General features: G+C 63.5%; 16 protein-coding genes. 9 read left to right on the forward strand and 7 right to left on the reverse strand.

All coding sequences use genetic code 11. From position 1 onward, the window contains the following. Positions 1-220 precede the first annotated feature (220 nt). Both OHL18_RS04000 and OHL18_RS04005 read right to left on the reverse strand, forming a co-directional pair. On the reverse strand, positions 221-760 hold the full coding sequence (locus OHL18_RS04000; RefSeq protein ID WP_263373537.1) for a DUF1697 domain-containing protein: 540 nt from the start codon (positions 758-760) through the stop codon (positions 221-223). Next, entirely contained in the window at positions 757-2,019 is a 1,263-nt protein-coding gene (locus tag OHL18_RS04005) for a cation:proton antiporter (RefSeq protein ID WP_263373538.1), read from the reverse strand. Before OHL18_RS04005 ends, OHL18_RS04000 begins: the two co-directional genes overlap by 4 nt. Positions 2,020-2,505: 486 nt before the next feature. Here OHL18_RS04005 and OHL18_RS04010 point away from each other — a divergent pair, with 486 nt between their 5' ends. The 6 genes from OHL18_RS04010 to yidD all read left to right on the forward strand — a co-directional run bounded on the left by OHL18_RS04010 (position 2,506) and on the right by yidD (position 4,816). Further along, complete coding sequence (locus OHL18_RS04010; protein ID WP_263373539.1) at positions 2,506-2,937, forward strand: hypothetical protein; 432 nt, start codon at positions 2,506-2,508, stop codon at positions 2,935-2,937. A gap of 127 nt (positions 2,938-3,064) precedes the next feature. Further along, positions 3,065-3,262: a hypothetical protein gene (locus tag OHL18_RS04015; RefSeq protein WP_263373540.1), complete on the forward strand. Its 198-nt coding sequence runs from the start codon at positions 3,065-3,067 to the stop codon at positions 3,260-3,262. A 26-nt stretch (positions 3,263-3,288) separates the two neighbouring features. Next, the gene (locus OHL18_RS04020; RefSeq protein ID WP_263373541.1) at positions 3,289-3,738 is read left to right on the forward strand and encodes a DUF4826 family protein; all 450 of its coding nucleotides are present in this window, start codon (positions 3,289-3,291) and stop codon (positions 3,736-3,738) included. Positions 3,739-3,866: 128 nt separating this feature from the next. After that, the gene (locus tag OHL18_RS04025) at positions 3,867-4,046 is read left to right on the forward strand and encodes a hypothetical protein (protein WP_263373542.1); all 180 of its coding nucleotides are present in this window, start codon (positions 3,867-3,869) and stop codon (positions 4,044-4,046) included. Positions 4,047-4,168: 122 nt separating this feature from the next. Beyond that, the gene (rnpA, locus tag OHL18_RS04030; protein WP_263373543.1) at positions 4,169-4,558 is read left to right on the forward strand and encodes a ribonuclease P protein component; all 390 of its coding nucleotides are present in this window, start codon (positions 4,169-4,171) and stop codon (positions 4,556-4,558) included. A 6-nt stretch (positions 4,559-4,564) separates the two neighbouring features. After that, a complete protein-coding gene (yidD, locus tag OHL18_RS04035; RefSeq protein WP_263373544.1) occupies positions 4,565-4,816 on the forward strand; it encodes a membrane protein insertion efficiency factor YidD in 252 nt (83 codons plus the stop codon). A gap of 31 nt (positions 4,817-4,847) precedes the next feature. Here the strand turns inward: yidD and OHL18_RS04040 are convergent, their stop codons facing one another. Then, positions 4,848-5,570, reverse strand: coding sequence for a hypothetical protein (locus OHL18_RS04040; protein ID WP_263373545.1), 723 nt, complete (start codon positions 5,568-5,570; stop codon positions 4,848-4,850). Positions 5,571-5,996: 426 nt separating this feature from the next. On the opposite strand from OHL18_RS04040, the gene msrB reads away from it, so the two are divergent. After that, positions 5,997-6,596 carry a peptide-methionine (R)-S-oxide reductase MsrB gene (gene msrB, locus OHL18_RS04045; RefSeq protein WP_263373546.1) on the forward strand — a complete coding sequence of 200 codons (600 nt, stop codon included), beginning with the start codon at positions 5,997-5,999 and terminating at the stop codon, positions 6,594-6,596. Positions 6,597-6,717: 121 nt separating this feature from the next. Here the strand turns inward: msrB and OHL18_RS04050 are convergent, their stop codons facing one another. Both OHL18_RS04050 and OHL18_RS04055 read right to left on the reverse strand, forming a co-directional pair. After that, complete coding sequence (locus OHL18_RS04050) at positions 6,718-8,334, reverse strand: DHA2 family efflux MFS transporter permease subunit (RefSeq protein WP_263373547.1); 1,617 nt, start codon at positions 8,332-8,334, stop codon at positions 6,718-6,720. 299 nt (positions 8,335-8,633) lie between these two features. Next, complete coding sequence (locus OHL18_RS04055) at positions 8,634-12,581, reverse strand: Ig-like domain repeat protein (protein ID WP_263373548.1); 3,948 nt, start codon at positions 12,579-12,581, stop codon at positions 8,634-8,636. A 339-nt stretch (positions 12,582-12,920) separates the two neighbouring features. Here OHL18_RS04055 and OHL18_RS04060 point away from each other — a divergent pair, with 339 nt between their 5' ends. Continuing rightward, the gene (locus tag OHL18_RS04060; RefSeq protein ID WP_263373549.1) at positions 12,921-13,340 is read left to right on the forward strand and encodes a BlaI/MecI/CopY family transcriptional regulator; all 420 of its coding nucleotides are present in this window, start codon (positions 12,921-12,923) and stop codon (positions 13,338-13,340) included. Further along, complete coding sequence (locus OHL18_RS04065) at positions 13,337-15,163, forward strand: M56 family metallopeptidase (RefSeq protein WP_263373550.1); 1,827 nt, start codon at positions 13,337-13,339, stop codon at positions 15,161-15,163. The genes OHL18_RS04060 and OHL18_RS04065 overlap by 4 nt, the downstream gene beginning before the upstream one ends. A 196-nt stretch (positions 15,164-15,359) precedes the next feature. Here the strand turns inward: OHL18_RS04065 and OHL18_RS04070 are convergent, their stop codons facing one another. Together OHL18_RS04070 and OHL18_RS04075 are read right to left on the reverse strand one after the other, a co-directional pair. After that, positions 15,360-16,691 (reverse strand): cytochrome P460 family protein, encoded by a 1,332-nt coding sequence (locus OHL18_RS04070; protein WP_263373551.1) that lies wholly within the window; start codon positions 16,689-16,691, stop codon positions 15,360-15,362. A gap of 42 nt (positions 16,692-16,733) precedes the next feature. Further along, complete coding sequence (locus tag OHL18_RS04075) at positions 16,734-19,382, reverse strand: CPBP family intramembrane glutamic endopeptidase (RefSeq protein WP_263373552.1); 2,649 nt, start codon at positions 19,380-19,382, stop codon at positions 16,734-16,736.

Below are 19,382 nucleotides of genomic sequence, written 5' to 3' on the forward strand. Positions count from 1 at the left end.
GCGGTTTACGTCCCACCCATCGCGAGAGACAGAGGCGCGATGGATGGGGCACCCGGAGTGGATTGCGGGGAATGAAGAGCAAAGGCAAAGGCGAAATGCGGGGGTCTCTCTCCACTTCGCTTCGCTCCGGTCGAGATGACGTATCTTTTTGCTATCCGCTATCCGCTATCCGCTATCCGCTATCCGCTATTCAGGACAAGCACCTTGCGTGCCCGGTCGATTACACCGCCATCATGTCGCTGAGCGTGAGGACGGTGCGCCAGTTGCGTTGGGTGCCGGTGGTCTTCAGGGTGGAGTCGAACCAGGTGGCGGTTAGCCTGGTCTTTGCGGCCCCGTTGGGGAGATGGAGATAGAGGTCGCGACCGATGAGGGCGAACTCGTCGGGGGCGGAACGAGTGGGATCGAGTTTGGCGATCTGCCCGGCTGAGGGAACGCCGGCCAGGAACATGACATGGAGCCAGGATGGGTCGATGCCCGATTGCAGATAGGGATTGGTGGTGATGGTGGTTGTGATCTCGGCGGCGGAGCGGATGACTACAGGAACTTTCAGGCTGAACTGCTCGCCGATCTGGGCGCGTACTTTTGCGGCTACTTTGTCTGGATGGGCGGCGCGGAAGACTACGTTGCCGCTCTGGATGTAGGTCTTGATGTCTTCTGCGCCGGACTGGCGGAAGAGCTCCGCGAGGGATTTCATGGGGAGGATGTTCTTGCCTCCGACGTTGATGCCGCGGAGGAGAGCTACGGAGAGTGGATGGCTCATGCGGCCTCCTTGTCCTTGATCCTGGGGCGCTTGATCTTGAGCTTGCCGACCACCAGGTCCATCGATCCGCCCTGCACGACGATCGAGAAGAGGACGACGGAGTAGGTGGCGACGAGGATCCAGCTGCGTCCCTGCTGGAGCGGGACGGCGAGGGCGAGTGCGAGCGAGAGGCCGCCGCGCAGGCCGCCCCAACTTAAGGTGCGGATGGAGCTGAGGTAGCCGGGCTCGATGGTACGCATGATGCCGACGATGAGGGCGACGGTAGCGAAGCGGACGAGGGTGACGACGACGATGGCGAGGCCGCCTGAACGGAGGGCGAGGCCGCTGAAGGGGATGGCCAGGATCATGAGGCCGAGAAGGACGAAGAGGACGGCGTTCTGGACCTCGTCGATGACCTCCCAGAAGCGGTCGAGGCTTTCGTGGGCGATCTCGGCGTGGCGGTGGGTGAGGTTGAAGCGGCGGAGGGCGATGCCGGCGGCGACGGCTTCGAGAGGAGCGGAGATGGAGAGGCGCTCGGCGAGGGCGTAGCCACCGAGGGCAAGGGCGATGGTCATGAGGATCTCGACCTGGTAGGCGTCGACAGCACGCATCAGGCTCGATGCGATGAAGGCGAGGGCGATGCCGAGGAGAAGGCCGCCGCCGGCCTTGAGGATGAGGAAGCCGGCGACATCGACGAAGGTGGGCTGGGTGCCGCGTGAGGCTTCGAGGAGGGCGATGAAGAGGACGGCGCCGACGCCGTCGTTGAAGAGGGACTCGCCGGCGAGCTGGGCCTGGATGTTGCGAGGGACGCCGACGCGGCGGAGGAGTTCGAGGACGGCGATGGGGTCGGTGGGAGAGATGAGGGCGCCGAAGAAGAGGCAGGCGAGCCATGTGGTGTGGAGGCCGATGGCGGGGAGCAGAAGCCACATGAGGCCGGCGCTGGCTGCGGCGGCGAGGAGGGTCCCGGGAAGCGAGAGCAGGGTGACGAGGAGCTTTTCGCGGCCAAGGGCTTCGAGGTCGAGCAGGAACGATCCGGCGAAGAGCAGCAGGGGGAGCATGCCGTGGAGGATGAGGTTTTCGAAGTCGATGGCACCGACGAGGCCCATGGCCCAGGTGTGGACGGCGGGATGGCCTGCGCTGATGGCGAGCAGGATGAGCGAGGCGATGACGGTGAGCAGCATGGTCCCGATGGTGATCGGGAGCTTGAGCCAGCGGCGGCTTACCCAGCCGAAGACGGCTGCGGTGGTGACCATGAGGCTGATGAGTTCGAGCTTCGACATGGGGTGGGTTCAGTGTAGCGGGCGGGTGTGGTGAAGCGCGGTGACTGGTGTTTGAAAGCTGCTAGCGGTCGCGGTGATTCGAGAGGCGTGGCGGGTCCTTCGACTCCGTCTCTCGAGATAAGGCTGCGAGAGACCTCGCTCAGGATGACGGCAAGAGCAAGAGCAAGAACAAGAACAAGAGCAAGGGCAAATACAAATGCGGGGGCTCTCCACTGCGCGACGGACGGTGAAGCTGTCCGCCGCTTCGGTCGAGATGACGATTCTCTTTGGGGAGGGGCCTTTTACGAAGCGCTGTCGGACTCAACGCTTCGGTCGAGATGACGGACTCTTTGAGGAGGCCATTATCGGCGAGTGCTGCTTGTCGGCACGAGGTTCATGGGAAATTTACGCGGATTGGGTTATTCGTAACCTCGAAAGTGCGCGGCGGTGACTGGTCTACACCTGTTGTGTGATTCGCGGAGGCTTGGGTGCGTTTAGCATCGGAGTATGGAAGACGATCTTCGCGAACATCTCGAAAAGCTCGAGCGGACGGTGGCTGAGTTGGAACGCGTGTCGAAGCGCGCGCTGGGCTTTGTCAACACGGTCGAGTACCGGGGTATTGCGTTCAATGTGGGCAAGCGGTTTGTGATTGCGGACCTGACTCCGCTGTCGTTCTTTCATCTCGTCGAGCACATCCAGGAGGATGGGATCGAGGCGGCAGTGGTGCGTCTGTATGAGCGGCTGGGGCCGTTGCTTTCGTGCCGCCACGACTGGACTCCGCTGAAGCGCGAGGAAGATGAGCGGATGCGCGCGATTGTGGGGATCGAGAAGCATCCGGGAGCTCCGGGGCCGTATATCTGCAAGAGCTGCACGGCGTACGCGCTGGGGAATCCGTTGCCGATCGTCGGGCGGACTCGCTATGGGGCGGAAGTGGAGTAGGGCAGGTTTCGATTCGGGGTGCTCGTGAAATGAGTCTCCGTTTATGCTTGCGAGGCGTGGCAGAACAGGCATAGCGTTACGCTGTCGTTTGGCGGAGCCGTCGCCGCTGGGCGCGTGAGGTGCTGCTATGGGCCTTCGCTGTCTTCAAATCATGTTGCAGGCTGTGGGTTTCCTGTTGCTGTTTGCGGGCGGGTTTCCGGTGATGCTGTTTCTTCACTTTGAGGAGCCGTTGCAGACAGCGTTGATCGCTTCGAAGCTGGTGATGCTGCCGGTGGGTGCTATGTGTTTGCTTGCGGGTATGCAGATACGGGTGAAGCACCGGTAGAGACGTATTGCCAGCGATAATCTCTTATGGACGAGTTGGACTGGGACGATCCGACGGTTGAAGAAGATTGGTGCGGCGACCGTCGCCGGGCAGTTACGGAGTACCTTGCCAGAGAAGGCGTCGAATATGGCGAGGTTGGTTTGTGGCCGGCGTGGCATGTTGTACCTTACGTCTCGATCTGGGCCATCGAGAGTCTGAGGGTGCCTGGCTATGTGGGGTGGTGGGCGATCAGCGGCGACCTTCCGACAGACTACCTTTCCGCCGCGACCATCAAGCATCCTCGAGAGGCGATGCTTGCCTTTGCGGATACATGGAAGGATGTCGCGGAGTCCATGAGCAAGGGGGTGCCGCATCCCCACATACGTCTCGGGCCAGCGGAACCTGACCCTGAGCTTGCATCTCTACTGGAGAGGCGTTCGAATGCCCTTCGTCTGTTGGCTGAGGATGATTCGCAGTGGGGCGCTGAGTACGATTAGTCGAAGCCGACGGCGTGGGAGTTTTCATGCGACGGGGGTGTTAGCGGGTGACACTCTTGCCGTATTGTTCCTTGCGCCGATGTAGGGCATTGTCAAAGGAGAACCTGGCACGCGTTTAGGAGGAATCCGTGGACAAGCCTACACACATCGAACGCGCTGAAACGTACGTCATACCCTGGCACTTCAAAGCTCAGGACCCCGAGAATGGACGAGACTGTGTCCTGATCGCCACAATGCTGGGGGACGAGATGCAGACGATCTCGTTGCATGCCGGGCATTTGGAAGATGAGCCGCTTTCGCTCACGTAGCGGTCGGCGGGTAAGGTAGACGCAGATTCCCTTCGGGAATGACAAAGAGATCAGGCGGATGCTGTCCGTTGCCTAAGGCCGCCGGGTATACAGGCGTAGGTCGGGCGCTTTAGGCTTGTGTCATGGCCCATTTGATCTTTCGCCTTCGGAAACATGCCGACTACCAGCGGGTTTATAAGGCGAGCCGCAAGCAGTTCTCCAAGCAGATGAGCTATTTTTTTACGCTGCGGACGGCACTGGAGATTGCTGGCGACCCTGACGGCGCGACGGGGGCGCGGGTGGGGCTGACGGTGGGCAAGGTGATGGGCAAGGCGGTCGACCGGAACCGCATCAAGCGGCGGATGCGGGAGGCGGTGCGGAAGAACCTCGGGGCGCTGACGACGCCGGTGGACGTGGTGCTGCATCCGCGGCGGTCGGTGATCGACCTGGAGTTTGCGCAGTTGGAGCGCGAGGTGGGGACGGTGTTCAAGACGATTCAGAAGCTGGCGGCGCGGATGCCTCCGGCGGCGTGATCGCCTGTGGGTGAATCGGTGGAACGCGATGGGGCGCTGTTGCGGGCGGTCTTCTTTGTGTACAAGCGGGTGCTGTCGCCGGTGGCTCATGCGGTGAGCCCGACGCAGTGTTTGTATCTGCCGACGTGTTCGGAGTATGCGTATGTGGCGCTGCACCGGTTCGGGGTGTGGCGGGGGTCGTGGCTGGCGGTGAAGCGGTTGGGGAGGTGTCATCCGTTTGCTAAGGGTGGGTTCGATCCGGTGCCGGAGCGGGATTGAGCCTGGACGTCGGGCATCAGCGCCAGCCGGATTACTTCGCGACAGCAGGCAGCAGAATCCGTAAGACATGAGCCGTCCCCGCTCCCTGCGCTCCAATGCGGGCCTTCTCGCCGGGGGCAAGCCATCTCACTTCTCCGGTGGCCATGCTCTCGCCGGTGGAGAGCTCAATATCGAGCGGCGACAGAGCGATCAGCAGGGAGCCGGCCGCATTCGCTTTTACCGGGCAGGGGGTTGGGCCGGCGCAGACGATGCGCTCGACGTCTACCGCGGGATTCGAAAACTCGATGACGTCTTCACTCTGCGTAAGGCTGGCGGTAGCTTTGCCGCGAAAGGGCTCGGGCAGATTGAGATTGGCGCGCTTCAGCTCGACACGCAGGAAGTCCGAGTCGGCATCGCCGAGGTTCTCGATGCTGTGACGCTCGGCCAGCCCCGCTGCGACGCGGTATGAGCCCAACACTGTTGGAGGCCGCACTGCCGGGACGACCTTGCCGGTCGCCTCGGCATGATCGATGCGGACCTGCCCTGAGGTGTTCAGGTAGACAAAGACCGTTGCCACGGCAGGATGGTCGTGCACAGGGATCTTCTCGTGGCCGCCGTAGTGGGCGCGAATCGCGGTGACGTTCTCGTTCTCAAAGATCTTCTGATAGTTCTTCGGCAGGGTCGTGAGCGGATCCTGCGCGCCTGCTCCTGAGGCGGCCACGCCGGCCAACGCCGCTAGCACTATCGCCCACTTGCCCTTCAACGCATACGACATTGGAACCCTCTCGCCGGATTTCGGCGATGCTTCGAGGATATGCCATACGTGCTTCCGTCGAGGGAGTGCCGGCTCAGAGACAGAAGCGTACCTCAGCGGCTAAAGCCGCCATGCGAAGAGATTTGGATATGGCACGGCTGAAGCCGTGCCCTTAAGCAGAACAGGGAATTCCGGCAAGTTTCAAGCAAGACCGGGTATTTCGAGAAGTTCCAGCTTTTCAACACTTTCGCATCGCCTCGACCGTATGGCAGGCGGCACCACCCCAGCCGCTCTCGATCTGCTCTCCAGACTGTTCTCCGATCCGCTCTCCGGTCTGTTCTCCAATCCGGGGAGTTGTTCTGTAACGTTTTATGGAAGCAGGGCGTCTGATTGGCTAGCCCTTCGAGGGAGTATCGCAGTACCTTCAATCGGCCGCAGGAGGAGATCATGGCAGCGGAAGATCCGTATCAGAAAGAAGAAACAGGCGTCTGGCCTCGGCGGGCCTTTCTCGGCGCTAGCGCGGCGGCGATCGTTGGCGTCATCCTCCACTCGCGGTACGCGGCCCAGCCTGTGGAGGCGAATGCCGCTACTCCAAAGGACATCCAGATCGTTCAGTTCTCGCCGGCGGGAGAACGCGTGGGGGTCGTGACCGTCCAGACGATCGTCAAGCCGGATGCCGATTGGAAGCAGCAGCTCGACGCTGACGCGTACAACGTGACCCGGCATGCAGGCACGGAGCGCGCCTATAGCGGGAAGTACTGGGACAACCACGCCAAGGGCATCTATCAGTGCATCTGCTGCGGGACGGCGAACTTCAGCTCGGAGACGAAGTTTGAATCCGGAACCGGGTGGCCTAGTTTCTGGCAGGCGATCGCCAAGCAGAATGTGAAGGAGAGCACGGACGGTTCCTTCGGCATGCTGCGCACGGCGGTCTCGTGCCCGCGGTGCGACGCCCACCTCGGGCACGTCTTTGACGACGGCCCGAAGCCGACCGGGCTGCGCTACTGTATGAACTCGGTGGCGCTTGAATTTGTGAAACTGGCTTGAGGGACGGTCTGTCTACGTCGTGTGGGCTTGCGGTGTGCGAAGGGATCGGTTAAGGGCACGACCCTTAACCGATCCCTGGGATTTCGGCACGCTTGTACGGGTTGGCGCGGGGCGACGTCGTTTAGTGGACTGCGCCTTCGGGGGCTCCCTGGCCGGGGCGGTTCTTGCTGAGCAGAAAGGCGCAGAGGACCATGATGCAGGACATCCAGCAGAGCATGCGGTAGACGTCCATGTAGCCCATGGCTGCGGCCTGCTGCTGGAGTTGCTGGTAGATGGTGGCGTGGGCCATATTCATGCCGTCCGCGCCTCCGCCAAAGAAGATACCTAGCGAGTGGGACTGCTGAACATACTGGGGATTGGCGGCCTGCATATGGTTCTGCAGGCGGTTCTGGTGAAACAAAGAGCGATTGGTGACGAGAGCTCCGGTGACGGCGATGAAGATGCTGCCGCCGATGTTGCGGGCGAAGTTGATGAGGCCGGAGACCTGGTTGGAGGCCTCTTTGGGTAGGCCAACGTAGGCGGCGTTGGTGATGGAGATGAAGCAGAAGGGGATGGGAATCATCTGGATGACGCGGAGCAGGGAGGCTTCGCCGAAGCTCATGTCGAGGGTGATGTGGGTGGAGACGTAGTAGTAGGCGACGGCGAAGAAGGCGAAGCCGACAGCGGCCAGGTTGCGGGCGGCGAATTTTCCGGTGGCGATGCCGGCGGCGGGCATGACAATGACCAGGGCGATGCCTCCGGCGGTGAGCGCCATGCCGGCGTTGGTGGCGGTGTACCCGAGGAGCTGTTGCAGGAATTGGGGCTGAAGGACGGTGCCGGCGTTAAGGACTCCGCCGACGAGCATCATGAGGAAGCAGCAGATGGCGAAGTTCTTGAACTTGAAGAGCTTGATGTTCATGATGGGGGCTTTGTGTTTCCACTCCCACCAGATGAGTCCGATCATGCCGAAGACGAAGAGGGCGGCGAAGGTGCGGATGAAGTTGGAGGCGAACCAGTCGTTCTCTTCACCCTTGTCGAGGGAGATCTGAAGGCCGGCCATGGCGAGGGTGAGGAGGCCGAGGCCGATGTAGTCGAGGTTGCGGAGGTTCTTGCGGTCGGGCTTGATCCAGGGCGGGTCCTGTACTAAGCGCTGGGTCAAAACCAGCGCCAAAATCCCCACCGGGATGTTGATGTAGAAGATCCAGCGCCAGGAGTAGTTGTCGGTGATCCAGCCGCCGATGGTGGGGCCGATGGAGGGCGCGAGGACGGCGACGAGGCCATAGAGGGCGAAGGCCTGGCCGCGCTTCTTCTCTTCGAAGGAGTCGGCCATGATGGCCTGGGCCATGGGCTGGAGGCCCCCGCCGCCGATGCCCTGGAAGACGCGGCAGATGAGCAGGATGGGCAGTGTCGGGGCGATTCCGCAGAGAAAGCTCGACACGGTGAAGATGCAGATGCAGATCATGAAGAAGTTGCGGCGGCCGACGACCGAGGAGGCCCAGCCTCCGCAGGGCAGGATGATGGCGTTGGCGACGAGATAGCTGGTGAGGACCCAGGTGCCCTGGTCGGTGCTCGCGCCGAGGTTCCCGGCGATGTGGGGCAGGGCGACGTTGGCGATGGAGGTGTCCAGGACCTCCATGAAGGCAGCGAGGGCAACGGTGGCGGCGATCAGCCAGGGGTTGGCGATCGGCTTCCAGTTGGCGTGGTTCTGGTCGTCCGGCTTGGACTCCGCGGGTTTTTCGGCTACGGCTGTCTCGGCCAAAATTCGCTCCTGAGGATGAATTGCCGGGTGGCTGTCTTGGGTTAGATGCAGGATTTCGGGGTGTGGGGATTCCGGGGTGGAAAGCGTCGAGCGGTTTGGGTGGCCTGAGCTGTATCGGGGTTCTTTGCTTCCCACCCCAGCGAGCAAAGGACGCTCGCCGCGGACTCCGGTGCGGCGAAGGAGGGCAACGGTTTATAGAAGGCTGCGGTGAGGGGGACAAGGCATGGGCGGTTCGATCCCACCCATGGCCAAGTGCGAGCCATGCTTGGGGCACCCGATCTTGAACTGGTCTTATGGCGCTACTGGATGTTGAAGGCTACAGCGTTGTTGTGGGTGATGCCTCCTGAGGTTGCGGTGACGACTACAGTGTAGGCGCCGGTGGGGGCGTTGGTGGTGGTGGTCGTGGGTGGGGGTGGCGTGATGGGATTTCCGCCCGAGGAGCCGCCGCAGGCGACGAGCGTGGAGGCAGCGGCTAGAAGGAGCAGGCTGAACAAGGCTCCGGGCAGGCGCTTGCGGGTTCGCCGCAGAAAGAGGAGGCAGGCGAACGAGAGCGAAAGAACGATCGGGCCGCCTGAGCTCGGAGGTGCGGCTGGATTGGTGGGAGCGGCGAGGGCGCCGGTGGTGGTCGTGATGAACGCGTTGAGGGTGAGGGTCGCGGTCCCTGTGCCAGTGATGGTGGAGGAGCTGGGGGTGACGGAGCAGGTGATCGCGGTGGACGGGCTGGCGCAGGCTAGGGTGATGGGAACGGCGACGGTGAAGGGACTCGAGAGCAGGACTGGGAGGGTGGCGGTCTGGCCCGTCTTGACGGTGAGCGTTGACGCGGCGATAGAGAGGTGGAAGTCGGACGCAGTGACGGTGAGAGGAAGGGCGGCGCTGGTAGACGGCTGGCCGGCGTTGTCGCCGAGGTAGACACCGACGACCTGGAAGGAGCCGATGGGGAATTCGGTAGCAGGGATGTTGACGGACCCGGAGAGGATGCCGGTCGAAGCGTAGTTTGAGGTGGGCGTTACAGAGATACTGCCAAGGAGCGTCCCGTTGGCGAGGATCTGGACAGGGAATACGCCGCTGAAGCCGAGCTGGGGGACGGCATCGGTGACGGTGGCGGTGATGGCGATGTTGCCGGAGCTATCAACCGTAGAGGGAGAGACGGTAAGAACGGTCGTGGTGCTCGTGGCACCGGTGGCGGCGAAGGTCAGCGGGTTCTGATAGGTGTAGGAGGCAGAAGCCCAGTTGGCATCGCCGGCGTAGGTGGTGGTGAGAGCGTACGTTCCGGCAGGAACGGCCGGGAAGGTGACGAAAGCAGTGGCGTTGTTCGAGGTCTGGTAGTCGTTTGCGACGAGAGCTACCGTCTGGGTGCTGGAGCCGAGGGTGACGGTGACGTTGCCGGTGGGTGGGGTGGTGAAGGCAGCGCCGCGAAGGAGTACATGAACGACGAGGTTGGAGCCGGCGGTGTAGGCAAAGCCGGTGCCGGAACTTACCTGCTCGAAGGCTTCGGGTACGCCGGAGAGGGCTGGGGCGCCCTTGACGACGGTGAGGGCCAACGGAGATGAGTTGGAGGCGCTCAAGCTGGGGTCGCCAGAGTACGCGGCGGTAATGGAGTGTGCGCCGACGGCGAGGTTTTGGGGCGCCCAGGTGGCGACGCCGGTGGCGCTCAGGGGGACGGTGGCGGAGGTAGAGGTGCTGGAGTCAGTGAAGGTGATGGTTCCGGTGGCGGTGCCGGCGGTGGGGATCCTGGCAGGCGGGCCGGGGGGTGTTGGGTTAGCGGCGCTGGAGGGGGTGGCCTGGAAGTAGAACTGGCTTCCGTAGGGTTCGGTGGCCAGAGAGACGGTGGGTGGGAGGGTGGTCGATGGTGCCAGCAAGGTGATGATGCCCATGGTGGTGGTGCTGGCTTCGGGGGTGACGGTGAGGGTGACCGGCGAGGAGGTGCTGGGGGCGAAGTTGGCGTCGCCGCTGTAGTCGGCGGTCAGGGTGTAGGTGCCGCCGGGGAGCGTGGTGAGCGAGGTGGTCGCGGTGCCATTGACCAGCGGAAGCGTGCCCGGTGTATTCCGGATGGCGGCGGTGGAGGAGGTGAGGACGGTGTTGCCGGTGGGCGTGGCGGAGCCGGAGGTTGGCGCGACCGTGGTGGTGACCGAGGCGGATGCGCCGTGAACAAACGTGGTGGGCGAGACCTGGAGGCTGGTGGAGGTCGCGGCGGACGGAGCAGAGTTCCAGCTGGCGAAGAGCTTGCCGGCGTCGATGGAGCCGAGGCCGGTGGCGAGGTCGTATCCGGGGCCGGCGGGGTAGAGGCCGAAGGATTCGACAAAGAAGGTAGGTTCCGATGCGACGGGATTGGCGCAGAGCGGACCCGCTTCGCAGAGGACGTCGTTGGTGCCGACGGTGATGTCGTGGAAGAGGGTGGGATCTTTGCGGGCGAGGGCGTAGAGGTTGAAGTTCGCCTGTCCCTGGCGGCCGTACTTCTGATCGATCAGGGCCATGACGCCGGCCATGGCGGGGGACGAGGCGGAGGTGCCGCCGACGAGGAAGACGTGGTAGTTGCCTGTCGAGGACGGAGTGCAGTCGTTGGGGTCGGCGCAGATAGTCCAGGCGGTGTGGTTTGGGCCGTTGGCGGCGAATAGAGAGACGTCGGGGAGGTCGCGGGCCTGGTCGTTGGGGACGCCGGTTGCGGACTGCCAGGCCGGCTTGGGGTAACCGGAGGCGCAAGTGGATGTCGGCGAAGTGGTGGAGTCGGTGACGGTGGTGCAGTTGCTTACTCCGCCACCGCCGGCGGCCGAGGGGACGGTGAACTCGGTGTAGCTGAAGGGGACGACGTTGAGGCCGAAGGCGTTGTCCCAGGGCTGCTCAGGGAGCGGGGCTTTGAGGGAGCCATTGGAGGTGTCGTTGGTGGCGTTCCAAAGGGTGGCGATGCTGGAGCCGCCGGTGGCGTAGTCGGAGTAGTAGAAGTCGGTGCCGCCGACGGCGACGTTCCAGGGGGTGGAGGCGATGCCGTTGACGGAGAGCGTGTTGACGGCGCTCAGTCCGCCGTTGGAGCTGGTTTGGACGAGGGTGCAGGTGGTGGGGCCCGTGTCTCCGCTGGAGACGAAGACGGTCTGGCCCTGGGCGGCAGCCTGCTCCCACAGGGCGTTCCAGAACTGGTTTCCGGCGGTGCCGATCTGCTGTTCGCAGCCCCCGTAGCTGATGCTGAGGACGGATGCCTGATTGTCCTCGACGGCGCGGAGGGCTGCGACTTCGAGCGAGCTTTGCAGCGGCTGGGTGCCGGCGATGTAGAGGTTTACCGTGGCGGCGGGAGCGATGGCACCGCTGACTTCGACGTCGAGGAAGGCTTCGACGTTGGGGGAGAGCGGGTCGCCGGGGTCGGTGCCATCGACGATGACCTGGGTGTGGTCGCCGGGGAGGTTGAAGAGCTTGCGGTAGGCATCGACGAGGGCGAGGTTGATGTTGCTGGTGCCGATGATGCCTATGGTCTGGCCAGCGCCGGTCGTGCCTCCCGCGTAGATGGGAGCGAGGTTGTACTGGGTGGCGAAGTCCTCGGGCGCGAGGGCGTAGAAGGGCTGGTTGTTCGAGGTGAGGGTCTGGTCGGGACTTTCAGTAGAGGCGATAGCGGTGGCGCGGTGGGTCTCGCGTGACCAGGTGGCGGCCCCTACGGGGGCGGCGTAGCTGTCGAGCTGGAGGTTGTTGATGGGAGCGATGCTGGCTACGCGGGAGCGGATGGCGTCGGGGAGGGAGATCGCCTGAGTGTTGGCGTAGAAGGTCTTGGTGGCGCTGTTGGTTGGGACGGCGAAGTTGTGGATGGGGGTGTGGAGGGTTTCGGTGATCTGGGCGGCGGTGCCGGAGAACTCGACGGTGGTGCCGTTGAGGGCGACGCGGTTGACGGTGAGGCCGTGGGAGTGGAGCCACGCTGTGACGGTAGCGGTGTCTTCCGGGAGAGCGCCGAAGCGATCGCCGAACTGGCTGGGGGTGAGCCACTGATGGAAGCCTGGGGACGCTGGAGAGTGGGCGTCGCGGAGGAACTGCTGGAGGGCCTGCTCGCGGGCGGCGGGGCGGGCGAGGGTGAGGATGAGGCGGTTCAGTGGGAGGTCTGAGGCGACGGGGCCCTGGTCGAACTTCGCAAGGGCGAGCGGGTGGACGGAGCCGGGGAGGGTGGTGCGGTGGGACTCGTCCATCTTTACGGAAGACTGGGCCGGGGATTTGTGTGCGATGGAGGCAGAGAGGACGAGAAGGCAGAAGAGCCAGGGACGCAGATGCCGCATTGAATTTCTCCGTGAGCGGGAATGGGACGAGGCTACATGAGGAAGCGATGGAGTGGGATGAATTTTGTTCAGTTGGTGGGGTGGATGGGTATTGTGGCGGCGCGGTGGTCGGGGAGGGAGAGAACAAGCAACGGCAAAGGCCAATGCGGGGGTCTCTCCACTGCGCATCGCGATAAGGCTGCGATGCTTCGGTCGAGATGACCTATTTGGGGGGGGCAAAACACTGCGGTCGAGATCACGTATTTTTCGGGCGAGATTCCCATTTATCTACTAAAAACTTAGTTGACAAATGGTGAGGGCGGGAGTCTTATCTACGAAAGGATTAGGAGGTTGTGGGCAATGACACTGAGTAAGAGTAAGGCGAACCAGACGCTGACTCCGCTGGAGCTGGAGATCATGCAGGTGTTGTGGGAGCTGGGGCCGTGCACGGTGTCGGAGGTGCAGCCGAAGCTCAAGGGCGAGCTGGCCTATACGACGGTGCAGACCATGTTGAATGTGCTGCTGAAGAAGGCGAAGGTGAAGCGTGTGCAGGAGGGCCGGGCGTTCCGGTATCGGGCGGTGGTGAGCCGGGAGCGGGCCTTTGGCGGGGCTTTGAACGACCTGGTGAAGCGGATGTTTGGGGGGTCGAGCGAGGCGCTGCTGATGGCGATGGTGGATACGCGGCAGATCTCCGCCGCAGAGCTGGAGCGGGTGGCGAAGAGGCTGGCGGAGATGGAGCGGGACGGGCCCAAGCCGAGTGAGTTGAAGGAGGCGCGATGACGGAGCAGGCGGTGGTCGAGTACGTGACGAACTGTGCGTGGCAGATTCCGCTGCTGGCCGCGGGAGCATGGGTGATGGTGAAGGTGGCAAGGCCCGCATTGCGGACGGAGCACTGGCTGTGGGTGGCGGTGCTGGCGATGGCGGTGGTGCTGCCGATGCGCGGTGTGGAGCGGCGGGACGGTGTCGCCGAGGTGAGGTTGAGGGAGGAGCGTCGCGATGCTGTGCTTCTGCTTCCGGTAGATGGGAGCAATGTCCGAAGTGGCGGAGATGCGGCGGAGGTGAGGGAGCGGGTGGCGGCGATGAGCTCCAGCCTGAATGCCGGGCTGCGGACGTTTCAGTTGCAGATGAGCGTTAGGGCTACGCACTGGTTTATTGGGCTGTATGTCGCGGCGATGTTGTTTGCGGGGGTGCGGCTGCTTGGGGCCTGGAGACGGGCGCGGCGGTTGGTGCGGGAGTCGCGGGAGATTGGGCTGAGTGCGGCGGGGATGCGGAGCTTGCAGGACGTGGCGGAACGGATGGGGGTTGGGGTTCCGGAGATCCGCGAGTCGGACAGGATCGCGGGGCCGATGGTGGTGGGTGCGTTGCGGCCGGTGCTGTTGTTGCCTGAGGGAGCGCAGGAGTATGGCGAGGAAGAGTTGCGGGCGGCGATATGTCACGAGATGGCGCATGTGAAGCGCAGGGATTACCTGGTGAATTTGCTTTGCGAGGCGGTGATGGTGCCGGTGAGCTGGCATCCGGTGGCGAACGCGGTGGAGAGGCGGATTCAACAGACGAGGGAGATGGTCTGCGATGAGATGGCGGCCGGGGAGATGGAGTCGGGCGAAAGGTATGCGCGGTGCCTGGTGTCGGTGACGCGGAAGATTATGGAGCGGCCGGTGGCTTATGAACGGACGCAGGCAGTGGGGTTTTCCGACAGGAACACGCTGGAGGAGAGAGTGATGCGGCTGACGGGTGAGGGCGAGGCGATGACGGGACGGTCGAAGACGATGCGTGTGGTTTGCGGTGGCGTGGCTTTGGCTGCGGTGGTGGGAGTTGCGGCTACGTTCCATGTGAAGCCGGCGTTCGGTGCGGAGGCTACGGGGCAGAGCTCGGCTGCGGTGACGGCTGCGGGGAGCGATAAGACGGCTGGTGCTTTGCAGGCGCAGCCGGTGAAGCCTTCGGCTCAGCTTGTGGGTGATCGAGCGGTGGGGCGGTCAGAGGCTCCGGTGGCGATCGCTCGTGGTAAGCATGCGACGTTGACGGCGGAGCCGGGGGAGTATGTGCATCGGTGGAAGAGCCATGATGGCGAGACGTTTGCGATGGTGAACCATGAGGCGGCCGAGCCGAATGAAGAAGAGCAGCAGGCAGTGGAGGAGAAGCTCCAGGATGTGCGGGCCGGTGCGGATGCGACGGTGCTGAGGCTGGATATGCCGGTGATCAAGCTCGATATGAAGCAGCTCCAGATCGATAAGGTGCAGATCGAGAAGGCGCAGCGGTTGATAAATGATCCAGCGATGAAGAAGCAGATCGCGGAGTTGAAGATCAATCCGCCGAATATTGACTTGTCGAATATAAATCTGGAGTTGCAGTTGCAGTGGCAGTCGGCGCGAGATGCGATGAACGATGCGCAGGTGCGGGGGCTGCTTGACTCCAATACGAAGGTGATGAACGAGGCGCAGATCGACGCCGAGATCGCGAAGGGAATGAAAGGGCACGAGGCGGCGATGGCGAAGCTGCAGAAGGAGATGGATTCGGGCGAGTTGAAGGCGAAGCTGGAGGCGGCGCAGAGGCTGCTGGACGAGGTGCAGAAGAAGATGGATGCGATGGAGAAAAAGAAGCAGTAGGGTGGCGGGTGTTTCGGCTTTGGGGAGGTGTTTTGGCTGCATGCCACGCATTGCCAAAATGCGAGCCATGGGTGGGGTGGGTGGGGTGCCCAAGTTCGCGCGGCTGCGGGCGAAATGCGAGGGTCTCTCCACTGCGCGACGGACGTTGAAACTGTCCGTCGCTTCGGTCGAGATGACGCTTCTGTTGGGGATGTGTCTATGGGAGACTTGCCGGTGTCAGGCCGAGGATATCTGCGGTGAATTTCGCGGAGATGCGGGCATTGAATGAGATTTCGGTAAGCTGATTGCCGGCGAAGTCACGATAGGTGGATTGGCCGGGGCCGGCAACGGTGACGAACTCGATTGATTGTGGAGCGTCGGGGATGCGGGCGCCGAACCAGTGGGGATCTTCGCGCTGGATCCAGGTGACGAGGGCGAGAACGGAGCCGGGTTGGTAGGTGGGTGAGGCGGAGGGGGAGTTAATGGAGTGGACGGCGGCCTCGTTGCCGAAGAGGGTCGCGGTGGTGTGGGTTTTGGGATCGACGTACATGGTGATGGGTGTCCAGCCTAGAGGCTGATAAGGGAGGCTGGCGGGCAGGGCGGCGGCGTGGTTGTTGACGGCTTCCTGACGGTCGACTTTGGCGGTGGTGATGGGAAGGGTGTAGACGTAGTCGTCGCCTTTGACGGGGAGATGGCAGGTGGTGCATTCGTTGACGAACTTGGCGTCTTTGCCGTAGGGCTTGAGGTCGAGGCCGCGCCAGCGTCCCCAGCCCCAGCCTTCGACGGCTTTATACTTCGCGGCGTCTTTGACCATGAGCTCGACCTGGATGAACTTGCCGGGATGGATGAGGCCATCGGCGCCGAGCTGCTGCTGCCAGGCGATCTTGGCGAGGCGTGAGCCGTCGGGCCAGGGGGTGATATTGCCGGACTGGGCGGCTTTGAAGGCGATGTCGTTGCCGAGGATGAAGCGGAAGGTGTTGTTGTCGCCGCGGTCGGTGGTGGCGATGACCTTCCAGCCTTCGAAGGTGGGATCGAAGGCGAGGCCGTTCCATTCGGGCGGAACTTCGGAGAGGGGAATGGGAGCGGTGGACGTAGGAGTTGCCGCCGAAGATGGCGCAGGCGGCGTGCTCCATGGCGCTAAATAGGCCTTCAGTGTCGCGAGGTCTTCGGGAGTGACTTTGGCGTCGGGGTGGAGCGCGGTGAACTGCGGGAGGGGCATGGCTCCGAGCTGGATCATGTTTACGGCTTCGAAGAGCGTGGCGCGCTGGGCGGCGGCGGGCTTGGTGCCGAGGGTGGAGAAGTTGAGGTGCTCGCGGGCGGTGAGGATGTCGTGGCGGACGAGCCAGTAGCCGGGGACGATCTGGTCGAACCAGGCGAGGCGGCGCTCATTGGAGTGGCAGGCGTAGCAGTCCTTTTCGAGGATGTGTCTGATCTCGGGCGGGGCCTGAAGCTCGGCGGTGGCGGCCGGGGCGGGGATTCCGGGGCGGATGGCCTGGAGGACAAGGAAGAACACTATTCCGACTGCCGCGAGCCTTGCGAGGGATTTCATTGGATCTCCTAGTGTGGTGTCGATTCTACTGGCGTCGATCGACTACGAGAGGACTACGGCGTTGTAGACCATGTGCAGGACGACGGCGGGAGCTAGGCGGCCGGTCTTCTTGAAGAGCAGGGCGTTGGCGACGCCGAGCAAGCCGACGGGCAGCCAGGAGAGCGGACCGTGATAGATGGCGAAGAAGGCGGCGCTGCCGAGGACGGCGCGCCAGCCTCCCCACTCTCGGTCGAGGGCGCGGAAGAGGAGACCGCGGAAGAGGTACTCCTCGGCGAACGGGGCGAAGAAGACAGCCATGACAAAGTAGGACTGCTTGAGGCCGAAGACCCTGGCCATCTCCTCTTCGGACTTGCGGAGGATCTCGGCGGTGGCGGGGATGTGGTGGAGGACGGCAATGTAGCCGTGGGCGAAGATGCCGAGGAGCAGGCCACCGGCGACTCCCGCGAGCAGGGCGGGGACAAGGGCGGTGTTGGTGGAGATGAGGGTGCGCCACCAGGATGTTGTGGGGGGCGGTGTGGGGGTGGAGTTGCGCGACGGGGACTGGCTGGGTGGCCAGGTTATGACTTCATGGAGTGAGACGCCGCGGTTGTCGAGAAAGTTGACGGTCCCGAAGGCCACTGCGGCGGAGCAGACGCAGTATCCCATGGCCTGGGCGATGGCGATGTTCTCGCGACCGAAGATGCCGAGGAGAATGCCGGCGACGACGGCACCGCTCTCGACGAGGATGCTGATGGCGATCATGGCGTGCATCAGCGTTGGCGGTGGCGGGAGCTCTTCCGACCAGGGATCGTAGAGGAAGGGCAGGCGGGCGCGGAAGTTCTGCCAGATGGCTGCGGCGGTGATCCAGGAGTAGACGATGCCCATGACAGCGATGTGCCACTGCTGGGTGACGATGCCGATGGAGAAGGTGAGCATGCCGAGTTGCACGGCCCAGCGGCGGCCGGCGGGGATCTTCTCGACCTCGCCGGAGTCAGAGGTCACGGTGACGAGGGTTACTGATTTTTCCGCCATGCTGCGGCTGAAGAAGAACCAGCCGATGCCGACGAGGGCGATCTTCCAGAAGGCGGACGGGAAGAGGAAGACCGCGTAGCAGAGGATGAGAGCGACGAGGACGGAAGAGATGAGCGACCAGAGCCAGGCCTTGGCCTTGAGCAGGGCTTCGAGGCCCTGGGGCCAGGACATGGCGATCCAGAGGGCGTTGCCTTCGGAGGTGAGGGACTTGGGGCCGAGTATCCAGAGGAAGTAGGTGCCGAAGAGAATCGCCGCGCCGGAGAGATAGTTCCAGGACTCCTGAGCGTGGCCGACGATGAAGCGGAGGTTGAAGGCCTGGAATCCGGCGAGGGTGACCGGGACGAGGATGGTCTGGACGATGGCGCTGCGGTCGCGGAGGAACCAGAGGAGTTCCTTGCGATAGAGCGGCCTTGTGCCGGATCGGAAGGTAGAGCTTCCGGCGGTGGAGGGGCGGGAGTCGGAGGCGAAGTTTCCGGCGAGGCCCTGCTGCGCTCCCCAGACGCTGAAGGCGACGGCTGCTGCAGTGGAGCCTGCTGCGAGGGCCCAACAGACGAGCAGGCCAAGCGAGAACGAGTAGGTGCCGTCGGCGGTTCCGCCGAGGAACCAGCGCAGATAGGGCCATGGAAGCGCGGTGAAGCGCAGCAGAAACTCGGGGGCGGCGGCGATGAACTTCGGAAGGGCGGAGAGGCCGAAGAAGAAGACCATCATGGCGGTGAAGCCGAACCATCCCATGAGGCCGATGACCGCTCCGCGAGAGCGTGGGGAGACGCGGAGCATGACGGCAATTTCAATGGCTTTGCCTATGCAGGCGGTCGCGATGGCGATGGGAACGCCCATGAGGATGGTGGCGAGCGCACCGAGGCCGGGGCCGTAGATGAAGCCGTAGCTGAAGCCGACGAAGAGGGGCGCTCCCCAGTAGATGGGGTTGGCGGCGAGGGGCGAGAGGATCTCGGCGAGGAAGACTGCGCCGGGAGGGACGGGGTGCGAGAAGAGCCACTCCCACATGGGGTGGCGGCGGCGCTGGAGGTCGACTTCCAGGCCCTCGCCCTGGAAGATGAGCATGACGGCCCAGAGGAGGAGCAGGATGGAGCCGAGCATGGGGGCGAGAAGTTCCGGGGCCGTGGGAGGGAGTGCAGGGGCCTGTGGTGGAGGGGCGGTGTCGACGGTGAAGGCCTGGATGCCGCGATCGTGGAGGCCCTGGCGGAGGGTGCTTTCGATCTCTTCAGGTTCTCTACCGGTGATCTCAGCGATGCGCTGGGACTCGGTGGAGTAGGCCTCTTCGGGGACTGCCTTCTCGGCGGGGACGAAGAAGTTTGCGCGATCTTTCAGAGCGCGATTGGCCGCGTCGAGGAAAGTCTGGCTGACAGGGATTGTCCTGGAGGTGTAGATCGGGGCGTGCGGTGGCGGAGGAGCAGGTGGTTGAGACGCTTCGTGAACCAGGAAGGCAGCGAGGACGTTGAGGCCGACCATGATCAGAACCGCGAAGAAGGTGCCGAGGCCTCCCCAGTTGGTGGAGTTTCCGGAGCGCTGTTGCAGGAGTTGCTGCGCGCGACGCCGCCGACCGGTGGAGCGGGCCCGCGATGCGGCGAGGAGGATGCGCACGGTCCGCCAGAAGCCGGGCGGGGAGGTCGAAGCGGGATCTGTGGCCGGTTTCATGATGGGGTCTGGGAGCGGATTCAT

Origin of the sequence: Granulicella aggregans (assembly GCF_025685565.1) — a bacterium.
In the GTDB taxonomy this organism is placed as follows: Bacteria; Acidobacteriota; Terriglobia; order Terriglobales; family Acidobacteriaceae; genus Edaphobacter; species Edaphobacter aggregans_B.

What these genes read in the sequence shown, in the direction of transcription:
- OHL18_RS04000 (WP_263373537.1), bottom strand. Translation starts at nt 760, where the DNA reads ATGAGCCATCCACTCTCCGTAGCTCTCCTCCGCGGCATCAACGTCGGA.
- OHL18_RS04005 (WP_263373538.1), bottom strand. Translation starts at nt 2,019, where the DNA reads ATGTCGAAGCTCGAACTCATCAGCCTCATGGTCACCACCGCAGCCGTC.
- OHL18_RS04010 (WP_263373539.1), top strand. Translation starts at nt 2,506, where the DNA reads ATGGAAGACGATCTTCGCGAACATCTCGAAAAGCTCGAGCGGACGGTG.
- OHL18_RS04015 (WP_263373540.1), top strand. Translation starts at nt 3,065, where the DNA reads ATGGGCCTTCGCTGTCTTCAAATCATGTTGCAGGCTGTGGGTTTCCTG.
- OHL18_RS04020 (WP_263373541.1), top strand. Translation starts at nt 3,289, where the DNA reads ATGGACGAGTTGGACTGGGACGATCCGACGGTTGAAGAAGATTGGTGC.
- rnpA (WP_263373543.1), top strand. Translation starts at nt 4,169, where the DNA reads ATGGCCCATTTGATCTTTCGCCTTCGGAAACATGCCGACTACCAGCGG.
- OHL18_RS04040 (WP_263373545.1), bottom strand. Translation starts at nt 5,570, where the DNA reads ATGTCGTATGCGTTGAAGGGCAAGTGGGCGATAGTGCTAGCGGCGTTG.
- msrB (WP_263373546.1), top strand. Translation starts at nt 5,997, where the DNA reads ATGGCAGCGGAAGATCCGTATCAGAAAGAAGAAACAGGCGTCTGGCCT.
- OHL18_RS04055 (WP_263373548.1), bottom strand. Translation starts at nt 12,581, where the DNA reads ATGCGGCATCTGCGTCCCTGGCTCTTCTGCCTTCTCGTCCTCTCTGCC.
- OHL18_RS04060 (WP_263373549.1), top strand. Translation starts at nt 12,921, where the DNA reads ATGACACTGAGTAAGAGTAAGGCGAACCAGACGCTGACTCCGCTGGAG.
- OHL18_RS04065 (WP_263373550.1), top strand. Translation starts at nt 13,337, where the DNA reads ATGACGGAGCAGGCGGTGGTCGAGTACGTGACGAACTGTGCGTGGCAG.
- OHL18_RS04070 (WP_263373551.1), bottom strand. Translation starts at nt 16,691, where the DNA reads ATGAAATCCCTCGCAAGGCTCGCGGCAGTCGGAATAGTGTTCTTCCTT.
- OHL18_RS04075 (WP_263373552.1), bottom strand. Translation starts at nt 19,382, where the DNA reads ATGAATCCGCTCCCAGACCCCATCATGAAACCGGCCACAGATCCCGCT.